Origin of the sequence: Variovorax ureilyticus, from assembly GCF_050632185.1 — a bacterium.
Classification (GTDB): Bacteria; Pseudomonadota; Gammaproteobacteria; order Burkholderiales; family Burkholderiaceae_C; genus Variovorax; species Variovorax ureilyticus_A.
Map to the genome: position 1 here is coordinate 3500840 of NZ_CP192579.1, position 18299 is coordinate 3519138.

Here is an 18299-nt window from a genome sequence, read left to right on the forward strand (position 1 = left end):
GCACATGACGCCCGCCGGCCCCAAGCTGGCGGGCGTTCGCTTTGGAAGACTCCCTTCACCATGCACACTCGCCGTCAACTGCTTCTTCTCGGTTTTTCGACGACCATGCTCGCCGCCTGCACGACCTTGCCCTCCTCCAACGAGCGCCCGCCGATCGTCTTCATGCACGGCAACGGCGATTCGGCAGCGCTATGGCAAACGACGATCTGGCGCTTCGAATCCAACGGCTGGCCGCGCGACCGGCTTTTCGCGCTCGACCAGCCCTTTCCGCTGGCGCGCGACGATGACACCGTGGCGCAGGCCGGGCGAAGTTCCACCGCTGATTCGATGGCCTTCCTGAAATCGGAGGTCGAGCGCGTGCTGAAGACGACCGGCGCCACGCAGGTGGTGCTGATCGGTAATTCGCGCGGCGGCAACGCGATCCGCAACCACGTCCAGAACGGCGGCGGCGACCGGGTGGTGAGCCATGTGGTGCTCGGTGGCAATCCGGCGCACGGCATCTGGGCCATCAAGGGACGGCAAGAGCGCAGCGAGTTCTCCGGCCTGAGCCCCTTTCTCCAGCAGCTCAATGCACCGAAGAACGGCAGCGGCGACGAAGTCACGCCCGGCGTGAAGTGGCTGACGCTGCGCTCCGACAGGAATGACAAATACGCCCAGCCGGACGGAATCTGGATCGGCATCAAGGGAACGCCAACCCATGTCGGCTTCGACAGCGCGGCGCTCAAGGGCGCGACGAACGTGGTGCTGCCGCGCGTGGACCATCGCGAGACCTCGTTCTCGGCGGCCGCGTTCGACGCCACCTGGCGTTTTCTGACCGGCGAGGCGCCCCGTACGCTCGCGATCGAGCCTGAAGCGCAGATCACCTTGTCCGGGCGGGTCACCGGGCTGGGCGTCGATCCGCTCAAGCCGGACAGTGGCGCCTTCAGCAACAACCTGCCGCTGGCCGGAGCACGGCTCGAAGTGTTCGCCATCGATGCCTCCACCGGCGGGCGAACCGGGCCGGCGGTCTGGCAGCAGACCATCATGCAGGACGGCCGCTGGGGTCCGTTTCAGGCGCAGCCCGAGACACGCTACGAGTTCGTGCTGAGCGCACCGGGCTATGCCACGACGCACATCTACCGCAGCCCGTTCCCGCGTTCCAGCAGCGTCCTGCATCTGCGGCCGGAACGCATCGCCGAGTCCGACAGGGACGCCAAAGCGCTGGTGATCTTCACCCGGCCGCGCGGCTATTTCGATGCCGAACGCGACACCCTGAGCTTCGATGGACAAGCCCTGCCGCCGGGCGTGCCGCCCAGCGGCTCGGGCGTTTCGAGCTCGAAGATCAAGCTCCCGAACGACGCGCCCCGCACCATCGCGGCCGAATTCAACGGTGAACGGCTGGTCGGCCAGACCTGGCCCGCCTCGCACGGCGACGTCAGCGTGCTCGAACTGACCTACTGAGCCGGGCTAGCCGTGCAGCCGGGAGCTCTGGGGCAGATGCGCCATCAGGAACTCCATCTGGTCCGCCAGGATGCGGCGGTTGCGCAGGATGAAGTCTTCCCAGAGGCTGGGCACGTAGGGCGCATACAGCAGCGGCATGCCGGCCTGTTCCGGGGTGCGGCTGCTCTTGCGGTGATTGCACGGCCTGCACGCCGTGACGACATTCATCCAGGTATCGATTCCGTTCTGGGCGAACGGGATGATGTGCTCGCGCGTCAGGTCTTCCTCGTGGAAATGACCGCCGCAATAGGCGCAGACGTTCCGGTCGCGGGCAAACAGCTTGGCGTTGGTGAGCCCCGGCCGCTGCGTGAAGGGATTGATGCGCGGCACGCCCTTGGTGCCGATGATGCTGTTGACGGCGATCTGCGATTGCTGGCCCGTGATCGCGTTGTGGCCGCCTCTGAACACCGCCACCTGCGCGCCCACCTCCCAGCGAACTTCGTCGGAGGCATAGTGGATCACCGCCTGCTCGAGCGAGATCCACGATTGGGGCAACCCTTGGGCTGACAGCTTCAAGACCTTCACCACACGCTCCTCAAACAAAGAGACCACGGAAAGACCCAGACATCGCGCCCGCCGGAACGGCTTGCGCATGACGCAGTGCGTCACAATATACCGGCTTTGTGACAAAACGCGCTGATGTGCCCATTCTGCGGGCGCAAAGTGCTATCAAAAAGATACCGACCGATGCAGATTTTCCGGGGTTTTCGGCATCCTGGGGTGGCTCCGGCCTGCGCCCTCACGATTGGCAACTTCGATGGTGTCCATCGCGGCCACCAAGCCATGCTCGGGCTGCTCAACACTGAGGCGCGGCTGCGCGGCCTGCCAAGCTGCGTCCTGACTTTTGAGCCGCATCCGCGCGACTACTTCGCCGCGATCTCCAGGCGGCCCGAGCTGGCGCCGGCCCGCATCGGCACCCTGCGCGACAAGCTGAGCGAACTGGCCGCCAGCGGCGTCGAGCAGACCATCGTCCTGCCCTTCGACGCGCGGGTCGCCTCGCAGGCGCCTGAAGATTTCATCCGGCACGTGCTCATCGAAGGTCTGGGCGCCAAGTACATATTGGTCGGCGACGATTTCCGCTTCGGTGCCAAGCGCGCCGGGGACTACGCGATGCTCGATCGCGCCGGCGAACAGAACGGCTTCGACGTGGCACGGATGAACAGCTACGAGGTCCACGGCCTGCGCGTGTCGAGTTCGGCGGTGCGGGAGGCGCTTTCCGAAGGCCGGATGGCCGATGTGCAGGCGCTCCTCGGGCGGCCCTACGCGATCTCGGGCCACGTGGTCCACGGCCGCAAGCTGGGCCGCGCGCTGGGCGCTTCGGCGCCTGGACGCGATGACGGCTTTCGCACGCTCAACCTGCGCTTCAAGCACTGGAAGCCCGCCGCCAGCGGCATCTTCGCGGTGCTGGTGCACGGCCTGACCGAGAAGCCGCAGCCGGGCGTGGCCAACCTTGGCGTGCGGCCTTCGCTCGACGCCAACGACGTCAACGCGGGCCGCGTATTGCTCGAGACCCATTGCCTCGACTGGCCGACCCGTCTCGGCGCGGAAGGGGCCTACGGTAAAATCGTCCGCGTGGAACTGCTGCACAAATTGCACGACGAATTGCGCTACACCAGCCTCGAGGCCCTCACGGCGGGCATCGCGAAGGATGGTCGCGACGCGCGTGCATTCTTTGCCTCCACCCACGCCGAGACCCGTCGCCAGACCACGCGCGACCGAATTTAAAGCGGAACCTTCGCTTTCCGCCGCGTCCGGCCGCGCCTTGTCCCGCGAAGGCCGAACGCTTTCGATCCCTTCGCGCGTTGCACGGCAGCGCAGATTTCTGGAACTCCCATGGCTGACAACAAGACTGACCGCGGCACCGATTACCGCGCCACGCTGAACCTGCCCGACACCCCTTTCCCGATGCGCGGCGACCTGCCCAAGCGCGAGCCGGGCTGGGTCAAGGAATGGAACGACGAGGGCATCTACCACCGCCTGCGCGACGCCCGCCACGGCGCCCCCAAGTTCATCCTGCACGACGGCCCGCCGTACGCGAACGGGCAGATTCACATGGGCCACGCGGTCAACAAGATCCTGAAGGACATGATCACCAAGGCGCGCCAGCTCGAAGGCTTCGACGCGCTGTACGTGCCCGGCTGGGACTGCCACGGCCTGCCGATCGAGAACGCGATCGAAAAGAAATACGGCCGCAACCTGAGCCGCGACGAGATGCAGGCCAAGAGCCGCGCCTACGCCACCGAGCAGATCGCGCAGCAGATGGCCGACTTCCAGCGCCTGGGCGTGCTGGGCGAATGGGACCATCCCTACAAGACGATGGATTTCGCCAACGAGGCGGGCGAGATCCGCGCGTTCAAGCGCGTGATCGAACGCGGCTTCGTCTATCGCGGCCTCAAGCCGGTGTACTGGTGCTTCGACTGCGGCTCGTCGCTGGCCGAGTTCGAGATCGAATACGCCGACAAGAAGTCGCAGACGCTCGACGTCGCCTTCAAGGCGCATGATCCGGCGAAGCTCGCGGCCGCCTTCGGGCTGCCCGCGCTGCACAAGGACGCCTTCGCGGTCATCTGGACCACCACCGCGTGGACGATCCCGGCCAACCAGGCGATCAACCTCAACCCTGAGCTGGAGTATTCGCTGGTCGACACCGAGCGCGGCCTGCTCGTGCTCGCGAATTCACTGGTCGAGATGTGCATGACCCGCTACGCACTCGACGGCAAGGTCCTCGCCACCGTCAAGGGCGAGAAGCTCGGCGGCCTCGAATTCGAGCATCCGCTCTACGACGTGGACGCGGGCTTCCGCCGCCTGTCGCCGGTCTACCTGGCCGACTACGCGACCGCGGACGACGGCACCGGCCTGGTCCACTCCTCGCCGGCCTACGGCGTGGACGACTTCAACTCCTGCGTCGCGCACGGCGTCAAGTACGACGACATCCTCAATCCGGTGCAGGGCAATGGCTCCTATGCGGCCGACTTCCCGCTCTTCGGCGGCCAGAACATCTGGAAGGCCGTGCCGGTCATCATCCACGCGCTGCGCGATGCCGGCCGCCTGATGACGACCGAGCAGATCACCCACAGCTACCCGCACTGCTGGCGCCACAAGACGCCGGTGATCTACCGCGCCGCCGCGCAATGGTTCATCCGCATGGACGAGGGCGAAGGCGTGTTCACCAAGGACAAGGCGCCGAAGACGCTGCGCCAGACCGCACTCGCAGCCATCGAGGAGACCAGCTTCTACCCCGAGAACGGCAGGGCACGCCTGCACGACATGATCGCCAACCGGCCCGACTGGTGCATCAGCCGCCAGCGCAGCTGGGGCGTGCCGATCCCGTTCTTCCTGCACAAGGATTCGGGCGAGCTGCATCCGCGCACGATGGAGATCCTCGACCAGGCCGCCGACATCGTCGAGAAAGGCGGCATCGAGGCCTGGAGCCGCGTGACCGCCGAGGAGATCCTCGGCGCCGCGGACGCGCCGCACTACACGAAGAGCACCGACATCCTCGAAGTCTGGTTCGACTCGGGCTCGACCTTCTCGCACGTGCTGCGCGGCACGCACCCCAACGTGCACCACGAGACGGGGCCGGAAGCCGACCTCTACCTCGAAGGCCACGACCAGCATCGCGGCTGGTTCCACTCGTCACTGCTGCTCGCCTGCGCGCTCGAAGGTCGCGCGCCATACCGCGGCCTGCTCACGCACGGCTTCACGGTCGACAGCCAGGGCCGCAAGATGAGCAAGTCGCTCGGCAACGGCATCGACCCGCAGGAAGTGAACAAGAAGCTCGGCGCCGAGATCACGCGCCTCTGGGTGGCCGCGAGCGACTACTCGGGCGACATCGCGGGCGACGACAAGATCCTCGCGCGTGTGGTCGATGCGTATCGCCGCATCCGCAACACGCTGCGCTTCCTGCTTGCGAACACCAGCGATTTCGACATCCAGAAGGACGCCGTACCGCTCGGCGAGCTGCTCGAGATCGACCGCTATGCGCTCAGCCGCGCCGCGCAGTTTCAGGCCGAGGTGCTCGCGCACTACAAGGTCTACGAGTTCCACCCCGTGGTGGCCAAGCTGCAGGTGTACTGCTCCGAAGACCTCGGCGCCTTCTACCTCGACGTGCTGAAGGACCGGCTCTACACCACCGCGCCGAAATCGCGCGCGCGCCGCAGCGCGCAGACTGCGCTCTGGCACATCACGCAGGCGATGCTGCGCTGGATGGCGCCGTTCCTGAGCTTCACCGCCGAAGAGGCGTGGAAATTCTGCGGCGATGGCCAGTCGATCTTCGTGCAGACCTACAGCGACCTGGGCACGCCGGACGAGGCGCTGCTCGCCAAGTGGAATCGGATCCGCGAGATCCGCGATGCGGTCAACAAGGAGATCGAGACGGTGCGCACCGAAGGCCGAGGTCGGCTCCTCGCTGCAGGCCAACGTGACGATCACGGCGCCCGCCGACGACCACGCGCTGCTCGCTTCGCTGGGCGACGACCTGAAGTTCGTCTTCATCACCTCGGCGGTCGCGCTGGCTGCCGGCGATGCGCTGTCGGCCGCGGTGTCGGCAAGCGCCGCCACCAAGTGCGAGCGCTGCTGGCACTGGCGCGAGGACGTCGGACACGACCCGGCGCACCCCGGCATCTGCGGACGTTGCACCAGCAATCTCTACGGCACGGGCGAAGCAAGGAACATCGCCTGATGGCCCGCCGTTCCTCGGGCTCCCAGGGCCTCGGCATCTGGCCCTGGCTTGGCCTTGCGCTGGTCATCGTCATCATCGACCAGTTCACCAAGACGCTGATCCTCGGCTACTACAAGTACGGCGACGTGACCTACGTCACGAGCTTCTTCAACGTGGTCCGCGCGCACAACACCGGCGCGGCGTTCTCGTTCCTCGCCGATGCGGACGGCTGGCAGCGCTGGTTCTTCATGGCGATCGGCATCGCTGCGGCGGTCTTCATCATCTGGATGCTGAAGTCGCACGCGGGGCAGAAGCTCTTCTCGTTCTCGATGGCCGCCATCCTCGGCGGCGCCATCGGCAACGTGATCGACCGGATCATGCACGGCTACGTGGTCGACTTCCTCGACTTCCACCTCGCGGGCCGGCACTTCCCGGCCTTCAATGTGGCCGACAGCGCCATCACGATCGGCGCGATCTGCCTGGTCCTCGACGAACTCCGCCGCGTACGCCGCGGCAAGTGAAAGTGCACGCAGCCTGGGGGAGAGTCAATCCAGCGTCAGGATGGTGCAGCCGGTGGTCTTGCGGGCCTCCAGGTCGCGGTGCGCCTGCTGCACGTCTTCCAGACGGTAGCGCTGGTCGATCGGGATCTTCACCGCGCCGCTCTCGACCACGGCAAACAGATCGTCCGCCATGGCCTGCGTGCTCTCGCGTGTCGCGATGTGCGTGAAGAGCGTCGGCCGCGTGACATAGAGCGAACCCTTCGCGCCAAGGAGCCCGAGGTTGAACGGCGGCACCGGCCCCGATCCGTTGCCGAAGATCGCCAGCAGCCCGAAAGGCCGCAGGCATTCGAGCGAGCCTTCGAAGGTGTCCTTGCCCACCGAGTCATAGACCACCTTCACGCCTTTGCCGCCGGTGATCTCCCTCACGCGCGCGGCGAAGTTTTCCTTGCTGTAGTTGATCGCGTGCGCGGCCCCGTGGTCGAGCGCCAACTGGCACTTGGCATCGGTACCCGCGGTGCCGATCAGCTTCAGGCCCAGCGCCTTGGCCCACTGGCACGCGATCAGACCGACGCCGCCCGCCGCCGCGTGGAACACGATGAAGTCGCCGGGCTGCAGGCCCTCGACCGGCAGCGTCTTCTTGAGCAGGTATTGGGCGGTGAGGCCCTTGAGCATCATCGCGGCGCCGGTCTCGAACGAGATCGCATCGGGCAGCTTGCAGACATTGCGGCCCGGCATCACGCGCAACTCGCTGTAGGCGCCGGGCGGCTGGCTCGCATACGCGGCGCGGTCGCCGGCTTTCAGGTGCGTGACGCCCTCGCCCACCGCCTCGACTAGCCCCGCGGCTTCCATGCCGAGCTGCAGCGGCATCGGAAACGGATAGAGGCCGCTGCGCTGGTAGGTGTCGATGAAGTTCAGGCCCACCGCCTTGTGGCGGATGCGAATCTCGCCGGGGCCGGGATCGCCGACTTCGACGTCGACGATCTTCAGTTCCTCGGGACCGCCATTGCGGTCGATACGGACGGCTTTGCTCATGGTTTGATTCCTTCTCGAACGAGCCGCGTATGCTGCCACGGACTGGGCGAAGCTGCCGGCTTCGGGACAAGATGCAGGGAGCCGCTACAGTCCATGCCCATGCAGCAGAGATTGAGTCCGGGCACCGCCCTTCTTCTTGCGGTGCCGCCCCTGCTGTGGGCCGGCAATGCCGTCGTCGGCCGCGTGGTGCGGGACCTCGTCTCGCCGATGACGCTGAACTTCATCCGCTGGCTCCTGGCTTTCATCGTTCTGCTGCCGTTCGCAGCATCGATGATCAGCCCGAAGAGCCCGTTGTGGGCGCACTGGAAGCGCTTCACCGTGCTCGGCCTGCTCGGCATCGGCTGCTACAACGCCTTCCAATACCTTGCGCTGCAGACCTCGACGCCGGTCAACGTGACGCTCGTGGGGTCGAGCATGCCCTTGTGGATGCTCGCGACCGGCACGCTCTGCTTCGGCGCGAAGGTCACTGCGCGCCAGCTGTTCGGTGCCGCGTTGTCCATGCTGGGCGTCCTGTTCGTGCTGAGCCGCGGTCATTGGGAACAACTCGCCGCATTGCGGCTGGTGCCCGGCGATCTCTACATGATGCTGGCCACCATCTCCTGGGCGTTCTACAGCTGGATGCTGTCGCGCACCACCGAGCCGGCCGAAGCACGTCGCGACTGGGCTTCGTTCCTGATGGCGCAGATGGTGTTCGGGCTCGCGTGGTCAGCCGCGTTCGCAGCCGGCGAATGGTCATTGACTGACGCTCACATCGACTGGGGATGGCCACTTGCCGCCGCGCTGGTTTTCATCACGCTCGGCCCGGCGCTGTTGGCCTATCGGTGCTGGGGACTGGGCGTACAGCGCGCCGGACCGCAGACCGCCGGGTTCTTCAGCAATCTCACGCCGCTGTTCGCAGCGTTGCTTTCGGCGGCGTTCCTCGGCGAGGTGCCGCAGTGGTTCCACGGCGCCGCATTCATCCTGATCGTGGGCGGGATCTGGGTGTCGTCCCGCCGCTGATCCTCGACTCAGTAGGTGCCCGGGTAGGCGCCGCCGTCAGCGAGCACGTTCTGCCCGGTCATGTAGCCCGCATGCACGCTGCAGAGGAAGGCGCAGATCGCGCCGAACTCGGCTGCCGTGCCGAAGCGACCCGCCGGAATGGTCTTCTGCCGCGCGGCGCGGATCGTCTCCATGTCCTTGCCGGTCTTCTTGACTGCGCCTTCCATCGTCCCGCGCAGGCGATCTGTATCGAAGGCACCCGGCAGCAGGTTGTTGATCGTCACGCCCTTGGCTGCGATGCCCGATCGCGAGAGTCCGGCCACGAAGCCGGTGAGCCCGCTGCGTGCACCGTTGCTCAGGCCGAGGATGTCGATCGGCGACTTCACCGCGCTCGACGTGATGTTGACGATGCGCCCGAAGCCGCGCGCCGCCATGCCGTCCACGGTGGCCTTGATCAGTTCGATCGGCGTCAGCATGTTGGCGTCGACCGCCTTGATCCATGCCTCACGGTCCCACTCGCGGAAGTCTCCGGGCGGCGGGCCTCCGGCGTTGGTGACGACGATGTCGAAATCCTTGTGCAACGCGAAGGCGGCGGCGCGGCCCTCGACCGTCGTGATGTCCGCCGCGACATGCTTGACGAAAGGCTTGGCCGGATGCGTCGCGGCGATGGCTTCGAGCGACTTCGCTGCCACGTCAAGGGCCTCGGCGCCGCGCGCCACGATCACCACGTTGACGCCGTCACGCACCAGCGCTTCCGCGCAGCCGTAGCCCAGGCCCTTGCTTGCGCCGCACACGAGCGCGGTCTTGCCTGCGATTCCCAAATCCATGTTGTGTCCTCCGGGCTCAGCGGCCCATGCGTGTGAATACGAAGATGCCGGCGATCACCAGCGCGGTGCCGGCCGCGATCCACGCCGTGAAGGGTTCGCCGAGGATGACGACCCCCATCAGGATGGTCGACATGGGCCCAACCATACCCGTTTGTGCCGCCATGGCGGGGCCGATGCGCTCGATGGCCATCATGACCGCAAGGACCGGCAGCGCGGTGCACACGGTGGCATTGAGGATCGACAGCCAGATCACCTGCGGCGCCACGTCGAAGGCCGAGACGATGGGCCGCAGAAGCATGAACTGCGCGATGCACAGGATGCAGGCCACGCTGGTCGCGAGCCCTACGAGCCTGAGCGAACCCATCCGCTTGACGAACTCGCCGCTCGCGACGAGGTAGGCCGCATAGCTCACCGCGCTCAGGAACACCAAGAGCGCGCCCCATGCGGCCGAGGCGCTCTGGCCCAGCTGCACTTCATGGCCGAACACCAGCAGCACGCCGCAATAGCTGATCCCCATGCCCAGCAGTTGGCCGCGCGTGATGCGCCGCCGGTAGACGACCCAGCCGAACAGCAGCACGAGCGTCGGGTTGAGATAGAGGATCAGCCGCTCGAGACTCGCGGTGACGTAGGCCAGCCCCGCGAAGTCCAGGAAGCTGGCGAGGTAGTAGCCCGAGAAACCCAGCCCCACGACGCCGATCCAGTCGCGCCGCGTGAGCGGCGGCTTGCCGCGCCCCGCCCGCCACGCCATGACCGCGAAAAGCGGCAGCGCGAAGAGCATGCGCAGCATGATCAGCGTGACCGCATCGACGCCATAGCGATACGCCAGCTTGACGATGATCGCCTTGCCGCTGAAGGCGATCGCGCCGAGCGTCGCCAGTGCGAGGCCCGGCCCGAGACGTTTGTGCGCGTGCTGCTCCGCCGGCACCTTGTCAGAATCCGGCCGCGAGGCCGTCGCGGCGCGCGTCGCTTGCAGCGACGTAGCCCTCCACCGCCGGATCGCCGGCACGCCAGATGAACTGGCCGGCACCGAAGTCCTGGTAGGAATCGTTGATGACGTCCACCTTGTGCCCGAGTTCGGCGAGGCCCTTCACCGTTGACGGATTCATCGCCGCTTCGACGTTGATCCCCAGCCCCGAGTTGAAGCGCCAGCGCGGCGCATCGCAGGCGGCCTGCGGGCTCTGGCGGTAGTCGAGCATGCGCACCAGCGTCTGCATGTGGCCCTGCGGCTGCATGTTGCCGCCCATCACGCCGAAGCTCATCACCGGTGCGCCGTCCTTCGTGAGGAAGGCCGGGATGATCGTGTGGAAGGGCCGCTTGCCCGGCGCGACCACGTTCGGGCTGTCGGCCTTCAGGCTGAAGCCGTGGCCGCGGTTCTGCAGGCTGATGCCGAATTCAGGCTCCACGCAACCCGAGCCGAAGCCCATGTAGTTGCTCTGGATGAAGCTCACCATCATGCCGTTCTCGTCGGCCGCGGTGAGATAGATCGTGCCGCCCTTGACCGGGTTGCCCGCCTTGAAATCCTGCGCCTTGTTCACGTCGATGAGTTTGGCACGCGAGGCGAGATACGACTCATCGAGCATTTGCAGGGGCGTCACCTCCATCGACGATGGCTCGGACACGTAGCGGTAGACGTCGGCGAAGGCGAGCTTCATCGCCTCGATCTGCAAGTGCTGCGAGGCGACCGAATCGACCGGGATCGAGGCGATGTCGAAGTGCTTGAGGATGCCGAGCGCGATCAGCGCCGCGATGCCCTGGCCGTTGGGCGGGATCTCGTGCAGCGTGTGGCCGCGATATGCCTGCGCGATCGGCTCGACCCACTCGGGCTTCCAGTTGGCGAGGTCGCTCACCTTCATGCTGCCGCCGTTCGCAGTCGAGAACTTCTCGAGCGCCTCTGCGATTTCGCCGCTATAGAAAGCCTCGCCCTTGGTCGCGGCGATCGCCTTCAGCGCCCGCGCCGCCGCCGGGAAGCGGAACAGCTCCCCAACTTCAGGCGCACGGCCCCACGGCAGGAAGCCCTGCGCGAAGCCCGGCTGCGATTGCAGGATCGGCGTCGCCGCAGCCCACTTCTGTTGCACCACGGGCGGCATCAGGTAGCCGCGCTCCGCGATCTCGATGGCCGGCGCCATCAGGTCCGCGAAAGGCAGCTTGCCGAAGCGCTCCGACAGCGCGACCCAGCTCGCCACCGCGCCCGGCACGGTGACCGCGTCCATGCCGCGCTGCGGCGGCGTGGCGGCGTCGTTGCCGTACTTGCGGCGGAAGTACTCGGGCGTCCAGGCCTGCGGCGCGCAGCCGGAACTGTTCAGGCCATGCAGCTTCTTGCCATCCCAGAGGATGCAGAAGGCATCGCTGCCGAGGCCATTGCTCACGGGCTCGACGATGGTCATGACCGCGGCGGTCGCGATCGCGGCATCGACGGCATTGCCGCCCCGATAAAGCATGCGCAGCCCGGCCTGCGAAGCCAGTGGATGCGAGGTCGAGACCACATTGCGCGCGAAGACCGGAATGCGCGTGGAGGTGTACGGATTGGCGTAGTCGAATTTCATGTTCAGTCCCCGGTGATCTTGCGTTCGACGATGATTTTTTCCACTTGGCAGCGTCCTCCGCCACCATGCTCGCGAACTGGGCCGGCGTGCTCGTCGTGGGCTCGATGCCCAGGCGCGAGAGTTTGTCGCGGACTTCAGGATCGGAGAGCGCCTGGTTCGCTGCGGTGTTGATGCGCGTCACCAGATCCGCCGGCAGCCCCCTGGGGCCGTAGAGACCGAACCAGGTGTTCGATTCGAAGCCCGGCAGCGTGTCCGCGATCGGCGGCAGGTCGGGCGCGAGCGGGCTGCGCTTCTGCGAAGTCACGCCGAGTGCACGCAGACGGCCGTCGCGCACATGCGGCATGCCGGTCGGCAGCGCGTCGAAGAGAACGTCGACCTTGCCCGTGATCAGGTCGGGGATCGCCAGCGCAGTGCCCTTGTACGGGATGTGCGTCACGAAGATGCCGGCCTGTGCCTTGAAGAGCTCCGCCGTCAGCTGGACGATGGTGCCGTTTCCGCTCGATGCGTAGTTGAGCTTGCCGGGGTTCTTCTGTGCGTAGGCGATCCACTCGCGCACCGTCTTGGCGGGCGAGCTGTTCGGCACCAGCATGATGCTCGGGGCATCGCCCACGTGCGCGATCGGCGTGAAGTCGCGCACCGTGTCGTAGGGCACCTTGCTGATGAACGGACCGATGGAGTGCGTGCTCGTCGTGGCCAGCAGCAGCGTGTAGCCGTCAGCCGGGGCCTTGGCCGCGAGGTCGGAGCCGATCGCACCCCCGGCGCCGGGCTTGTTGTCGATCACCAGCGTGCCGCCGAGCTTCTCCCCCATCTTCTGCGACAGGGTGCGCGCGAACAGGTCCGTCGCGCCGCCGGCCGGGAACGGCACGATCAGCCGGATCGGCTTGGTCGGAAAGGCCTGCGCCATGCCGGCGGACGAAGCAGCGAGGCACAGTGCGGCGGCGCACGCCTTGAGAAACTGGTTGCGTTTCATGGATCCGGATTGTGTCCCTGTGATGAAGCTCGAATCCTATGCAGCGCGGGCGCATCAAGCCAGATAATCTGATTTATCAAACTATGAATCTTGCTTATGGCAAGGGCGCGACATGGAAGAGATCTCCCTGCAACAGCTCCGGGCCTTGGCGGCGGTCGCCGAATCGGGCAGCTTCACCCTCGCAGCGGAAGCCCTGCAACTCACCCAGCCGGCGATCAGCCATCTCATCAAGCGCATGGAGAGCGAGCTCGGCCAGCCGCTGGTCGTGCGCGGCCGGCGCATCCAGATGACCAGCGCGGGGCAGATGATGGTCGACACCGCCGTGCGCGCACTGCGGCTCGTCGACGAATCCGTCGGCGCCTGCCGCTCGCAGTCCCAGTTGCGCGAAGGCCGCGTGGTGCTGGCCGTGGGCCATCTCACGGCCGGTGCGCTGCTGCCGCCGCTGCTGCGCCGCTTCTCGGAAACGCACCCCGGGCTCGCGACCACGCTGTTCGACAGCACCGCGGAACAGATGATCTCGCGCGTGCTCACGCAGGAGGCGGACCTCGGCTTCGGATCGGACATCGGGCAGACGCATTCCGAGCTCGCCACCGAGCCGCTGTTCACCGAACGCATGGGTCTGTTCATGCGCCAAGACCATCCGCTGGCGCAGCGCGTGGTGATCGATGCGAGGCAACTCGATGGGCTGCCCTTCATCCACGTCAATCCGGATGCCAACGTGTGGCGGTCAGTGAGCCGGCTGCTTTCCAGCGCGGCCAATGTCTATCCACGTGTCGTCCACCACGTCTCGATGCTCTCGACCGCGTTCGGGCTCATCCAGTCCGGCGCCGGCGTTGCGCTCCTGCCGCGCTACGTCGAGGTCCTGATGCCGGCCAACCTGCGCGCGGCCACGGTGGCGCGGCCCGCGCTCGAATATCCGGTGGTCGCGGTGCGGCTGGCCAAGCATCCGCTCAGTCCTGCGGCGATGGCCTTCCTGGCGATGGCACGGCAGCACATGAAACCCCCGCGCCCGCAGAAGCCCTGAAACGGAAAACGGCACCCGAAGGTGCCGTTGAGCGAAAGGAAGATCGCGGCTGGCAATCAGGCCTCTTCCTCCTGGAAGGCTTCCTCGCGCTTGGACTTCACGGCCGGCAACAGCACGATCACCAGCAGCAGGAGCGCTGCGGCGAGCAGGCCCGCCGAAATCGGCCGCGAGACGAAGACGACCCAGTCGCCACGCGACAGCAGCAGCGCGCGGCGCAGGTTCTCCTCCATCATCGGGCCGAGGATAAAGCCCAGCAGCAGCGGTGCAGGTTCGCAGCCCAGCTTGAAGAACATGTAGCCGATGAAACCGAAGGCCGCGACCATCCAGATGTCGAAGGTGTTGTTGTTGGTCGAGTACACCCCGATCGCGCAGAACAGCACGATGGCCGGGAACAGGAACTTGTAGGGCACCGACAGCAGCTTGATCCACATGCCGATCAGCGGCAGGTTCAGGATGATCAGCATCGCGTTGCCCAGCCACATCGAGGCGATCAGGCCCCAGAAGAGCTCGGGGTTGCTGGTCATCACCTGAGGACCGGGCTGGATGTTGTGGATGGTCATCGCACCCACCATCAGCGCCATCACCGCGTTCGGCGGAATGCCCAGCGTCAGCAGCGGGATGAACGAGGTCTGCGCGCCGGCGTTGTTGGCCGATTCGGGCGCCGCCACGCCGCGGATGTTGCCCTTGCCGAACGGCACTTCGCCTGCGTGCAGCTTGGTCTTCTTCTCGATCGTGTAGGCCGCGAAGGCGGCCAGCAGCGCGCCGCCGCCCGGCAGGATGCCCAGCGCAGCGCCCAGGCCCGTGCCGCGCAGCACGGCCGGGAACATGCGCTTGAAGTCTTCCTTGGTCGGGAACAGGCCGGACACCTTGGCAGTGAAGACCTCGCGCTCATGTTCGGGACGCGAGAGGTTGGCGATGATTTCGCCGTAGCCGAACACACCCATGGCGATGGTCACGAAGCCGATGCCGTCGGTCAGTTCGGGGATGTCGAAGCTGAAGCGCGCCACGCCCGAGTTCACGTCGGTGCCGACGAGCCCCATCAAGAGGCCGAGCACGATCATGCCGATCGCCTTGAGCAGCGACCCCGACGCCAGCACCACCGCGCCGATCAGGCCCAGGATCATCAGCGAGAAGTATTCGGCCGGGCCGAACTTGAAGGCCAGCTCGGTCAGCGGCGGCGCGAAGGCGGCCAGGATCAGCGTGCCCACGCAACCGGCGAAGAACGAGCCCAGACCGGCGGCCGCCAATGCGGGACCCGCGCGGCCCTTGCGCGCCATCTGGTAGCCGTCGATCACGGTCACCACCGAAGACGATTCGCCCGGCAGGTTGACCAGGATCGCAGTGGTGGAGCCGCCGTACTGCGCGCCGTAGTAGATGCCGGCCAGCATGATCAGCGCCGACACCGGCGGCAGCGCATACGTCGCCGGCAGCAGCATCGCGATGGTCGCGACCGGGCCGATGCCCGGCAGCACGCCGATCAGCGTGCCCAAAATGCAGCCGATCAGGCAGTAGAGAAGATTGGTGAAGGTGAAGGCAACGCCGAAACCCAGCGAGAGATTGTTGATGAGATCCATGTCGGTGCCGTCCTCAGCCCGTGATGAAGGTAGGCCACACCTGGATCTGCAGCTTCAGCGCCCAGATGAAGGCGACGTAGCTGCCGACCGCCAGAACGGTGGCAAGGATGAGCACGTCCTTCAGATTGAAGTGATCCCCCGCGAGACTCGAGATGATCACGAGCGCATAGATCGCGATGATCATCCCCATCGCCGGCACGCCGACGCTCGGCAGGCCACCCAGCAGCACACCGAAGGCGAGATTGGCGCCGAGGATGTAGGCGACCTGCTTCCAGGCCCACTTGCCGACCTTTTCGCCGTCCTCGGTTTCGACCGTGAGGCCGGTGAACATGACGGCGAGCCCGATGATGGCCATCAGGATGCCGAGCATCAACGGGAAGTAGCCCGGGCCCATGCGGGCGCCGCTGCCGACGCTGTACGTCGTAGCCCCCCAGGCAAAGGCCACTCCGACGACGGCGAACATCACCCCCGAGAAGAAGTCCTTCTGACTTTTGATTTTCACGAACGGTCTCCACGAAAAATTCGATCGCGAATTGTGGAGTCAGCCAAAAGTCAGGTCGATGTGGATTCCACCTACCGGGGCTCGAGGGTTATCCCTGCCCCGCGGCGTCACGTCCACGTCAATGCAGCATGCCGTGAAGGGTGTCCGTCGATTTCTTGATATGGCGGATCATAGAGCGGCTGAGCCGGGACTCCTCGCGGTGGTTCAGAAGGTCGATCAACCAGCCTCCCGCAACGAGCAGTGCCAGTGCGCCAATCGTGAAAACCTCAGAGTCCATGTCGCTCTCCTGAGTCGTCGTCGGGATTCGACTGTGCGACACGCGGGGGCACCTTGGAATCATCCAAAAAGCCGATGTTGCGATCGCATCGACCGTGAAATTCTTCCTTTTTCCGGCCCGCCGGGCCGGGCGGACGCCGCTATTCGAGCGGCGGCGTCGCGCTCAGCACTTCCTCGATCGTGGTCAGGCCTTCGGCGACCCGCAACGCGCCGGCCAGCCGCAGTGGCCGCATGCCATCGGCCACTGCCTGCCTTCTCAACGGCGCCATGCGCGGCTCCTTGGTGACCTCGCCCTTGAAGGCCTCGGTCACGGTGAGCAGTTCGTACAGGCCCATTCGGCCCATGTAGCCCGTCATGCGGCAATCCACACAACCCACGGGCCGATAGGCGCGCACCGAACCGCTGACCTGCCAGGGCGCAACGAACTCCGCGAGCCTCTCCCGCGTGACCGATTCGTCGGGCGCCTTGCAGTGCGGGCACAACGTGCGGACCAGCCGCTGGGCCAGCACGCCGAGCATCACCGCGTTGATGAGGTACGAGGGCACGCCGAGTTCCATCAGACGCGTGATCGCGCTCGGCGCATCGTTGGTGTGCAGCGTGCTGAAGACGAGGTGGCCGGTAAGCGCCGCCTGCACCGCCATCTCGGCGGTGGCGAGGTCGCGGATTTCGCCCACCATGATGATGTCCGGGTCCTGCCGCATCAGCGCGCGCAAGCCCTCGGTGAAGCCGAAGTCGAGCTGCGGCTGCACCTGCGTCTGGTTGAACGAGGGCTCGATCATCTCGATCGGGTCCTCCACCGTGCTGACGTTGACTTCCTCGGTCGCCACGCGCTTGAGCGTCGAATAGAGCGTGGTGGTCTTGCCCGAGCCGGTCGGGCCGGTCACGAGGATGATGCCGTGCGGCCGCGTCACGAGCTGCTCCCAGCGCTTCGCGTCGTGCTGCGCGAAGCCCAGCGCGTCGAGGTCCTTGACCGCGGTGTCCGGATCGAAGATCCGCATCACCATCTTCTCGCCGAAGGCGGTGGGCAGCGTGGAGAGCCGCATCTCGATTTCTTCGCCGCGCATGTTGCGCGTCTTGATGCGGCCGTCGAGCGGACGGCGCTTCTCGACCACGTCCATGCGGCCGAGCAGCTTGATGCGCGAGATCATCGCGTTCATCACGCCCATCGGCATCTGGTAGGCCGGGTGCAGCACGCCGTCGATGCGGAAGCGGATCACGCCCTGGTCGCGGCGCGGCTCGAGGTGGATGTCGCTCGCGCGCTGGTCGAAGGCGTATTGCCAGAGCCAGTCCACCACCTGCACCACGCTCTGGTCGTTGGCATCGAGCTGCTTGTTGGACTTGCCGAGCTCCACCAGCTGCTCGAAGCTTGCGCTGCCCGCGCTGGAGCCAGCCTTCTGAGCCGCGCGGACCGACTTCGCGAGCGCAAAGAACTCCGCCGTATAGCGCTGGATGTCGGCCGGATTCGCGACCACCCGCCGCACCGAGCGGCGCGACTGGCGCTCCACCTCGCCGATCCAGTCCGTGAGGAAGGGCTCCGAGGTCGCGACCACCACTTCGCTCGGCGTCACCTGCACCGGCAGCACCTTGTGCCGCTCCGCGTAGGCGGCGCTCATCGTGTCGGCCACCTTGCCGACGTCCACCTTCAGGGGATCGATGCGCAGGTACGCGAGTCCGGCCCGGCCGGCGAGCCATTGGGTGAGCATCTCGAGATCGAGCGGCTTGCCGTCGCTCTCGCGCGTCATCGAGACGCTCGCGAGACGCACCAGCGGTGCCCGGCGACTCGCGGCCTGGGCGCATCGATCGAGCGTTCGCTTGGCTTCGTGCGGCGAGATCACGCCATCCCGCGCGAGCCATTCGATGAGGTGCCGCAGGTCGAGCGGCCCCTCGTACCGGGAATCTGAAGAGGGCAAGGTCACAGCGTTCATGGAAGCAAGCCT

14 protein-coding genes and 2 pseudogenes are annotated in these 18299 nt (G+C 66.3%); 6 read left to right on the forward strand and 10 right to left on the reverse strand.

Going from position 1 to position 18299, the window contains the following annotated elements:
* Nucleotides 1-60 precede the first annotated feature (60 nt).
* Nucleotides 61-1440 (forward strand): twin-arginine translocation pathway signal, encoded by a 1380-nt coding sequence (locus ACQ858_RS17205; RefSeq protein WP_431273849.1) that lies wholly within the window; start codon nucleotides 61-63, stop codon nucleotides 1438-1440.
* Between the two features lie 6 nt (nucleotides 1441-1446).
* Here the strand turns inward: ACQ858_RS17205 and ACQ858_RS17210 are convergent, their stop codons facing one another.
* On the reverse strand, nucleotides 1447-2004 hold the full coding sequence (locus ACQ858_RS17210; protein WP_431273850.1) for an HNH endonuclease: 558 nt from the start codon (nucleotides 2002-2004) through the stop codon (nucleotides 1447-1449).
* A gap of 162 nt (nucleotides 2005-2166) precedes the next feature.
* Here ACQ858_RS17210 and ACQ858_RS17215 point away from each other — a divergent pair, with 162 nt between their 5' ends.
* The 3 genes and pseudogenes from ACQ858_RS17215 (at nucleotide 2167) to lspA (ending at nucleotide 6657) form a co-directional block, all read left to right on the forward strand.
* The gene (locus tag ACQ858_RS17215; protein WP_431273851.1) at nucleotides 2167-3204 is read left to right on the forward strand and encodes a bifunctional riboflavin kinase/FAD synthetase; all 1038 of its coding nucleotides are present in this window, start codon (nucleotides 2167-2169) and stop codon (nucleotides 3202-3204) included.
* Nucleotides 3205-3312: 108 nt separating this feature from the next.
* Nucleotides 3313-6157, forward strand: a pseudogene (ileS, locus tag ACQ858_RS17220) (isoleucine--tRNA ligase).
* Nucleotides 6157-6657: a signal peptidase II gene (lspA, locus tag ACQ858_RS17225; RefSeq protein ID WP_431273852.1), complete on the forward strand. Its 501-nt coding sequence runs from the start codon at nucleotides 6157-6159 to the stop codon at nucleotides 6655-6657. The pseudogene ileS and the gene lspA overlap by 1 nt, the downstream one beginning before the upstream one ends.
* Before the next feature lie 24 nt (nucleotides 6658-6681).
* On the opposite strand, the gene ACQ858_RS17230 is transcribed toward lspA, so the two are convergent.
* Nucleotides 6682-7668 (reverse strand): quinone oxidoreductase family protein, encoded by a 987-nt coding sequence (locus tag ACQ858_RS17230; RefSeq protein WP_431273853.1) that lies wholly within the window; start codon nucleotides 7666-7668, stop codon nucleotides 6682-6684.
* A 99-nt stretch (nucleotides 7669-7767) separates the two neighbouring features.
* Between ACQ858_RS17230 and ACQ858_RS17235 the strand changes: the two genes are divergently transcribed.
* The gene (locus ACQ858_RS17235) at nucleotides 7768-8667 is read left to right on the forward strand and encodes a DMT family transporter (protein ID WP_431273854.1); all 900 of its coding nucleotides are present in this window, start codon (nucleotides 7768-7770) and stop codon (nucleotides 8665-8667) included.
* 8 nt (nucleotides 8668-8675) lie between these two features.
* Here the strand turns inward: ACQ858_RS17235 and ACQ858_RS17240 are convergent, their stop codons facing one another.
* The 4 genes and pseudogenes from ACQ858_RS17240 to ACQ858_RS17255 all read right to left on the reverse strand — a co-directional run bounded on the left by ACQ858_RS17240 (nucleotide 8676) and on the right by ACQ858_RS17255 (nucleotide 12986).
* Nucleotides 8676-9473, reverse strand: a complete 798-nt coding sequence (locus ACQ858_RS17240; RefSeq protein ID WP_431273855.1) for an SDR family oxidoreductase — start codon at nucleotides 9471-9473, stop codon at nucleotides 8676-8678.
* A gap of 16 nt (nucleotides 9474-9489) precedes the next feature.
* Nucleotides 9490-10398, reverse strand: a complete 909-nt coding sequence (locus tag ACQ858_RS17245) for a DMT family transporter (protein ID WP_431273856.1) — start codon at nucleotides 10396-10398, stop codon at nucleotides 9490-9492.
* 4 nt (nucleotides 10399-10402) lie between these two features.
* Entirely contained in the window at nucleotides 10403-12016 is a 1614-nt protein-coding gene (locus ACQ858_RS17250) for a gamma-glutamyltransferase family protein (protein ID WP_431273857.1), read from the reverse strand.
* Between the two features lie 2 nt (nucleotides 12017-12018).
* Nucleotides 12019-12986, reverse strand: a pseudogene (locus ACQ858_RS17255) (Bug family tripartite tricarboxylate transporter substrate binding protein).
* A 112-nt stretch (nucleotides 12987-13098) separates the two neighbouring features.
* On the opposite strand from ACQ858_RS17255, the gene ACQ858_RS17260 reads away from it, so the two are divergent.
* Entirely contained in the window at nucleotides 13099-14010 is a 912-nt protein-coding gene (locus ACQ858_RS17260; protein WP_431273858.1) for a LysR family transcriptional regulator, read from the forward strand.
* Between the two features lie 56 nt (nucleotides 14011-14066).
* Here ACQ858_RS17260 and ACQ858_RS17265 read toward each other — a convergent pair whose 3' ends face one another.
* The 4 genes from ACQ858_RS17265 to ACQ858_RS17280 all read right to left on the reverse strand — a co-directional run bounded on the left by ACQ858_RS17265 (nucleotide 14067) and on the right by ACQ858_RS17280 (nucleotide 18287).
* Nucleotides 14067-15584, reverse strand: a complete 1518-nt coding sequence (locus ACQ858_RS17265) for a tripartite tricarboxylate transporter permease (RefSeq protein WP_431273859.1) — start codon at nucleotides 15582-15584, stop codon at nucleotides 14067-14069.
* Between the two features lie 13 nt (nucleotides 15585-15597).
* Nucleotides 15598-16086, reverse strand: coding sequence for a tripartite tricarboxylate transporter TctB family protein (locus tag ACQ858_RS17270; RefSeq protein ID WP_431273860.1), 489 nt, complete (start codon nucleotides 16084-16086; stop codon nucleotides 15598-15600).
* Between the two features lie 118 nt (nucleotides 16087-16204).
* Nucleotides 16205-16363: a hypothetical protein gene (locus ACQ858_RS17275; RefSeq protein WP_431273861.1), complete on the reverse strand. Its 159-nt coding sequence runs from the start codon at nucleotides 16361-16363 to the stop codon at nucleotides 16205-16207.
* A gap of 139 nt (nucleotides 16364-16502) precedes the next feature.
* Nucleotides 16503-18287 (reverse strand): GspE/PulE family protein, encoded by a 1785-nt coding sequence (locus ACQ858_RS17280; RefSeq protein ID WP_431273862.1) that lies wholly within the window; start codon nucleotides 18285-18287, stop codon nucleotides 16503-16505.
* Nucleotides 18288-18299: the final 12 nt, after the last annotated feature.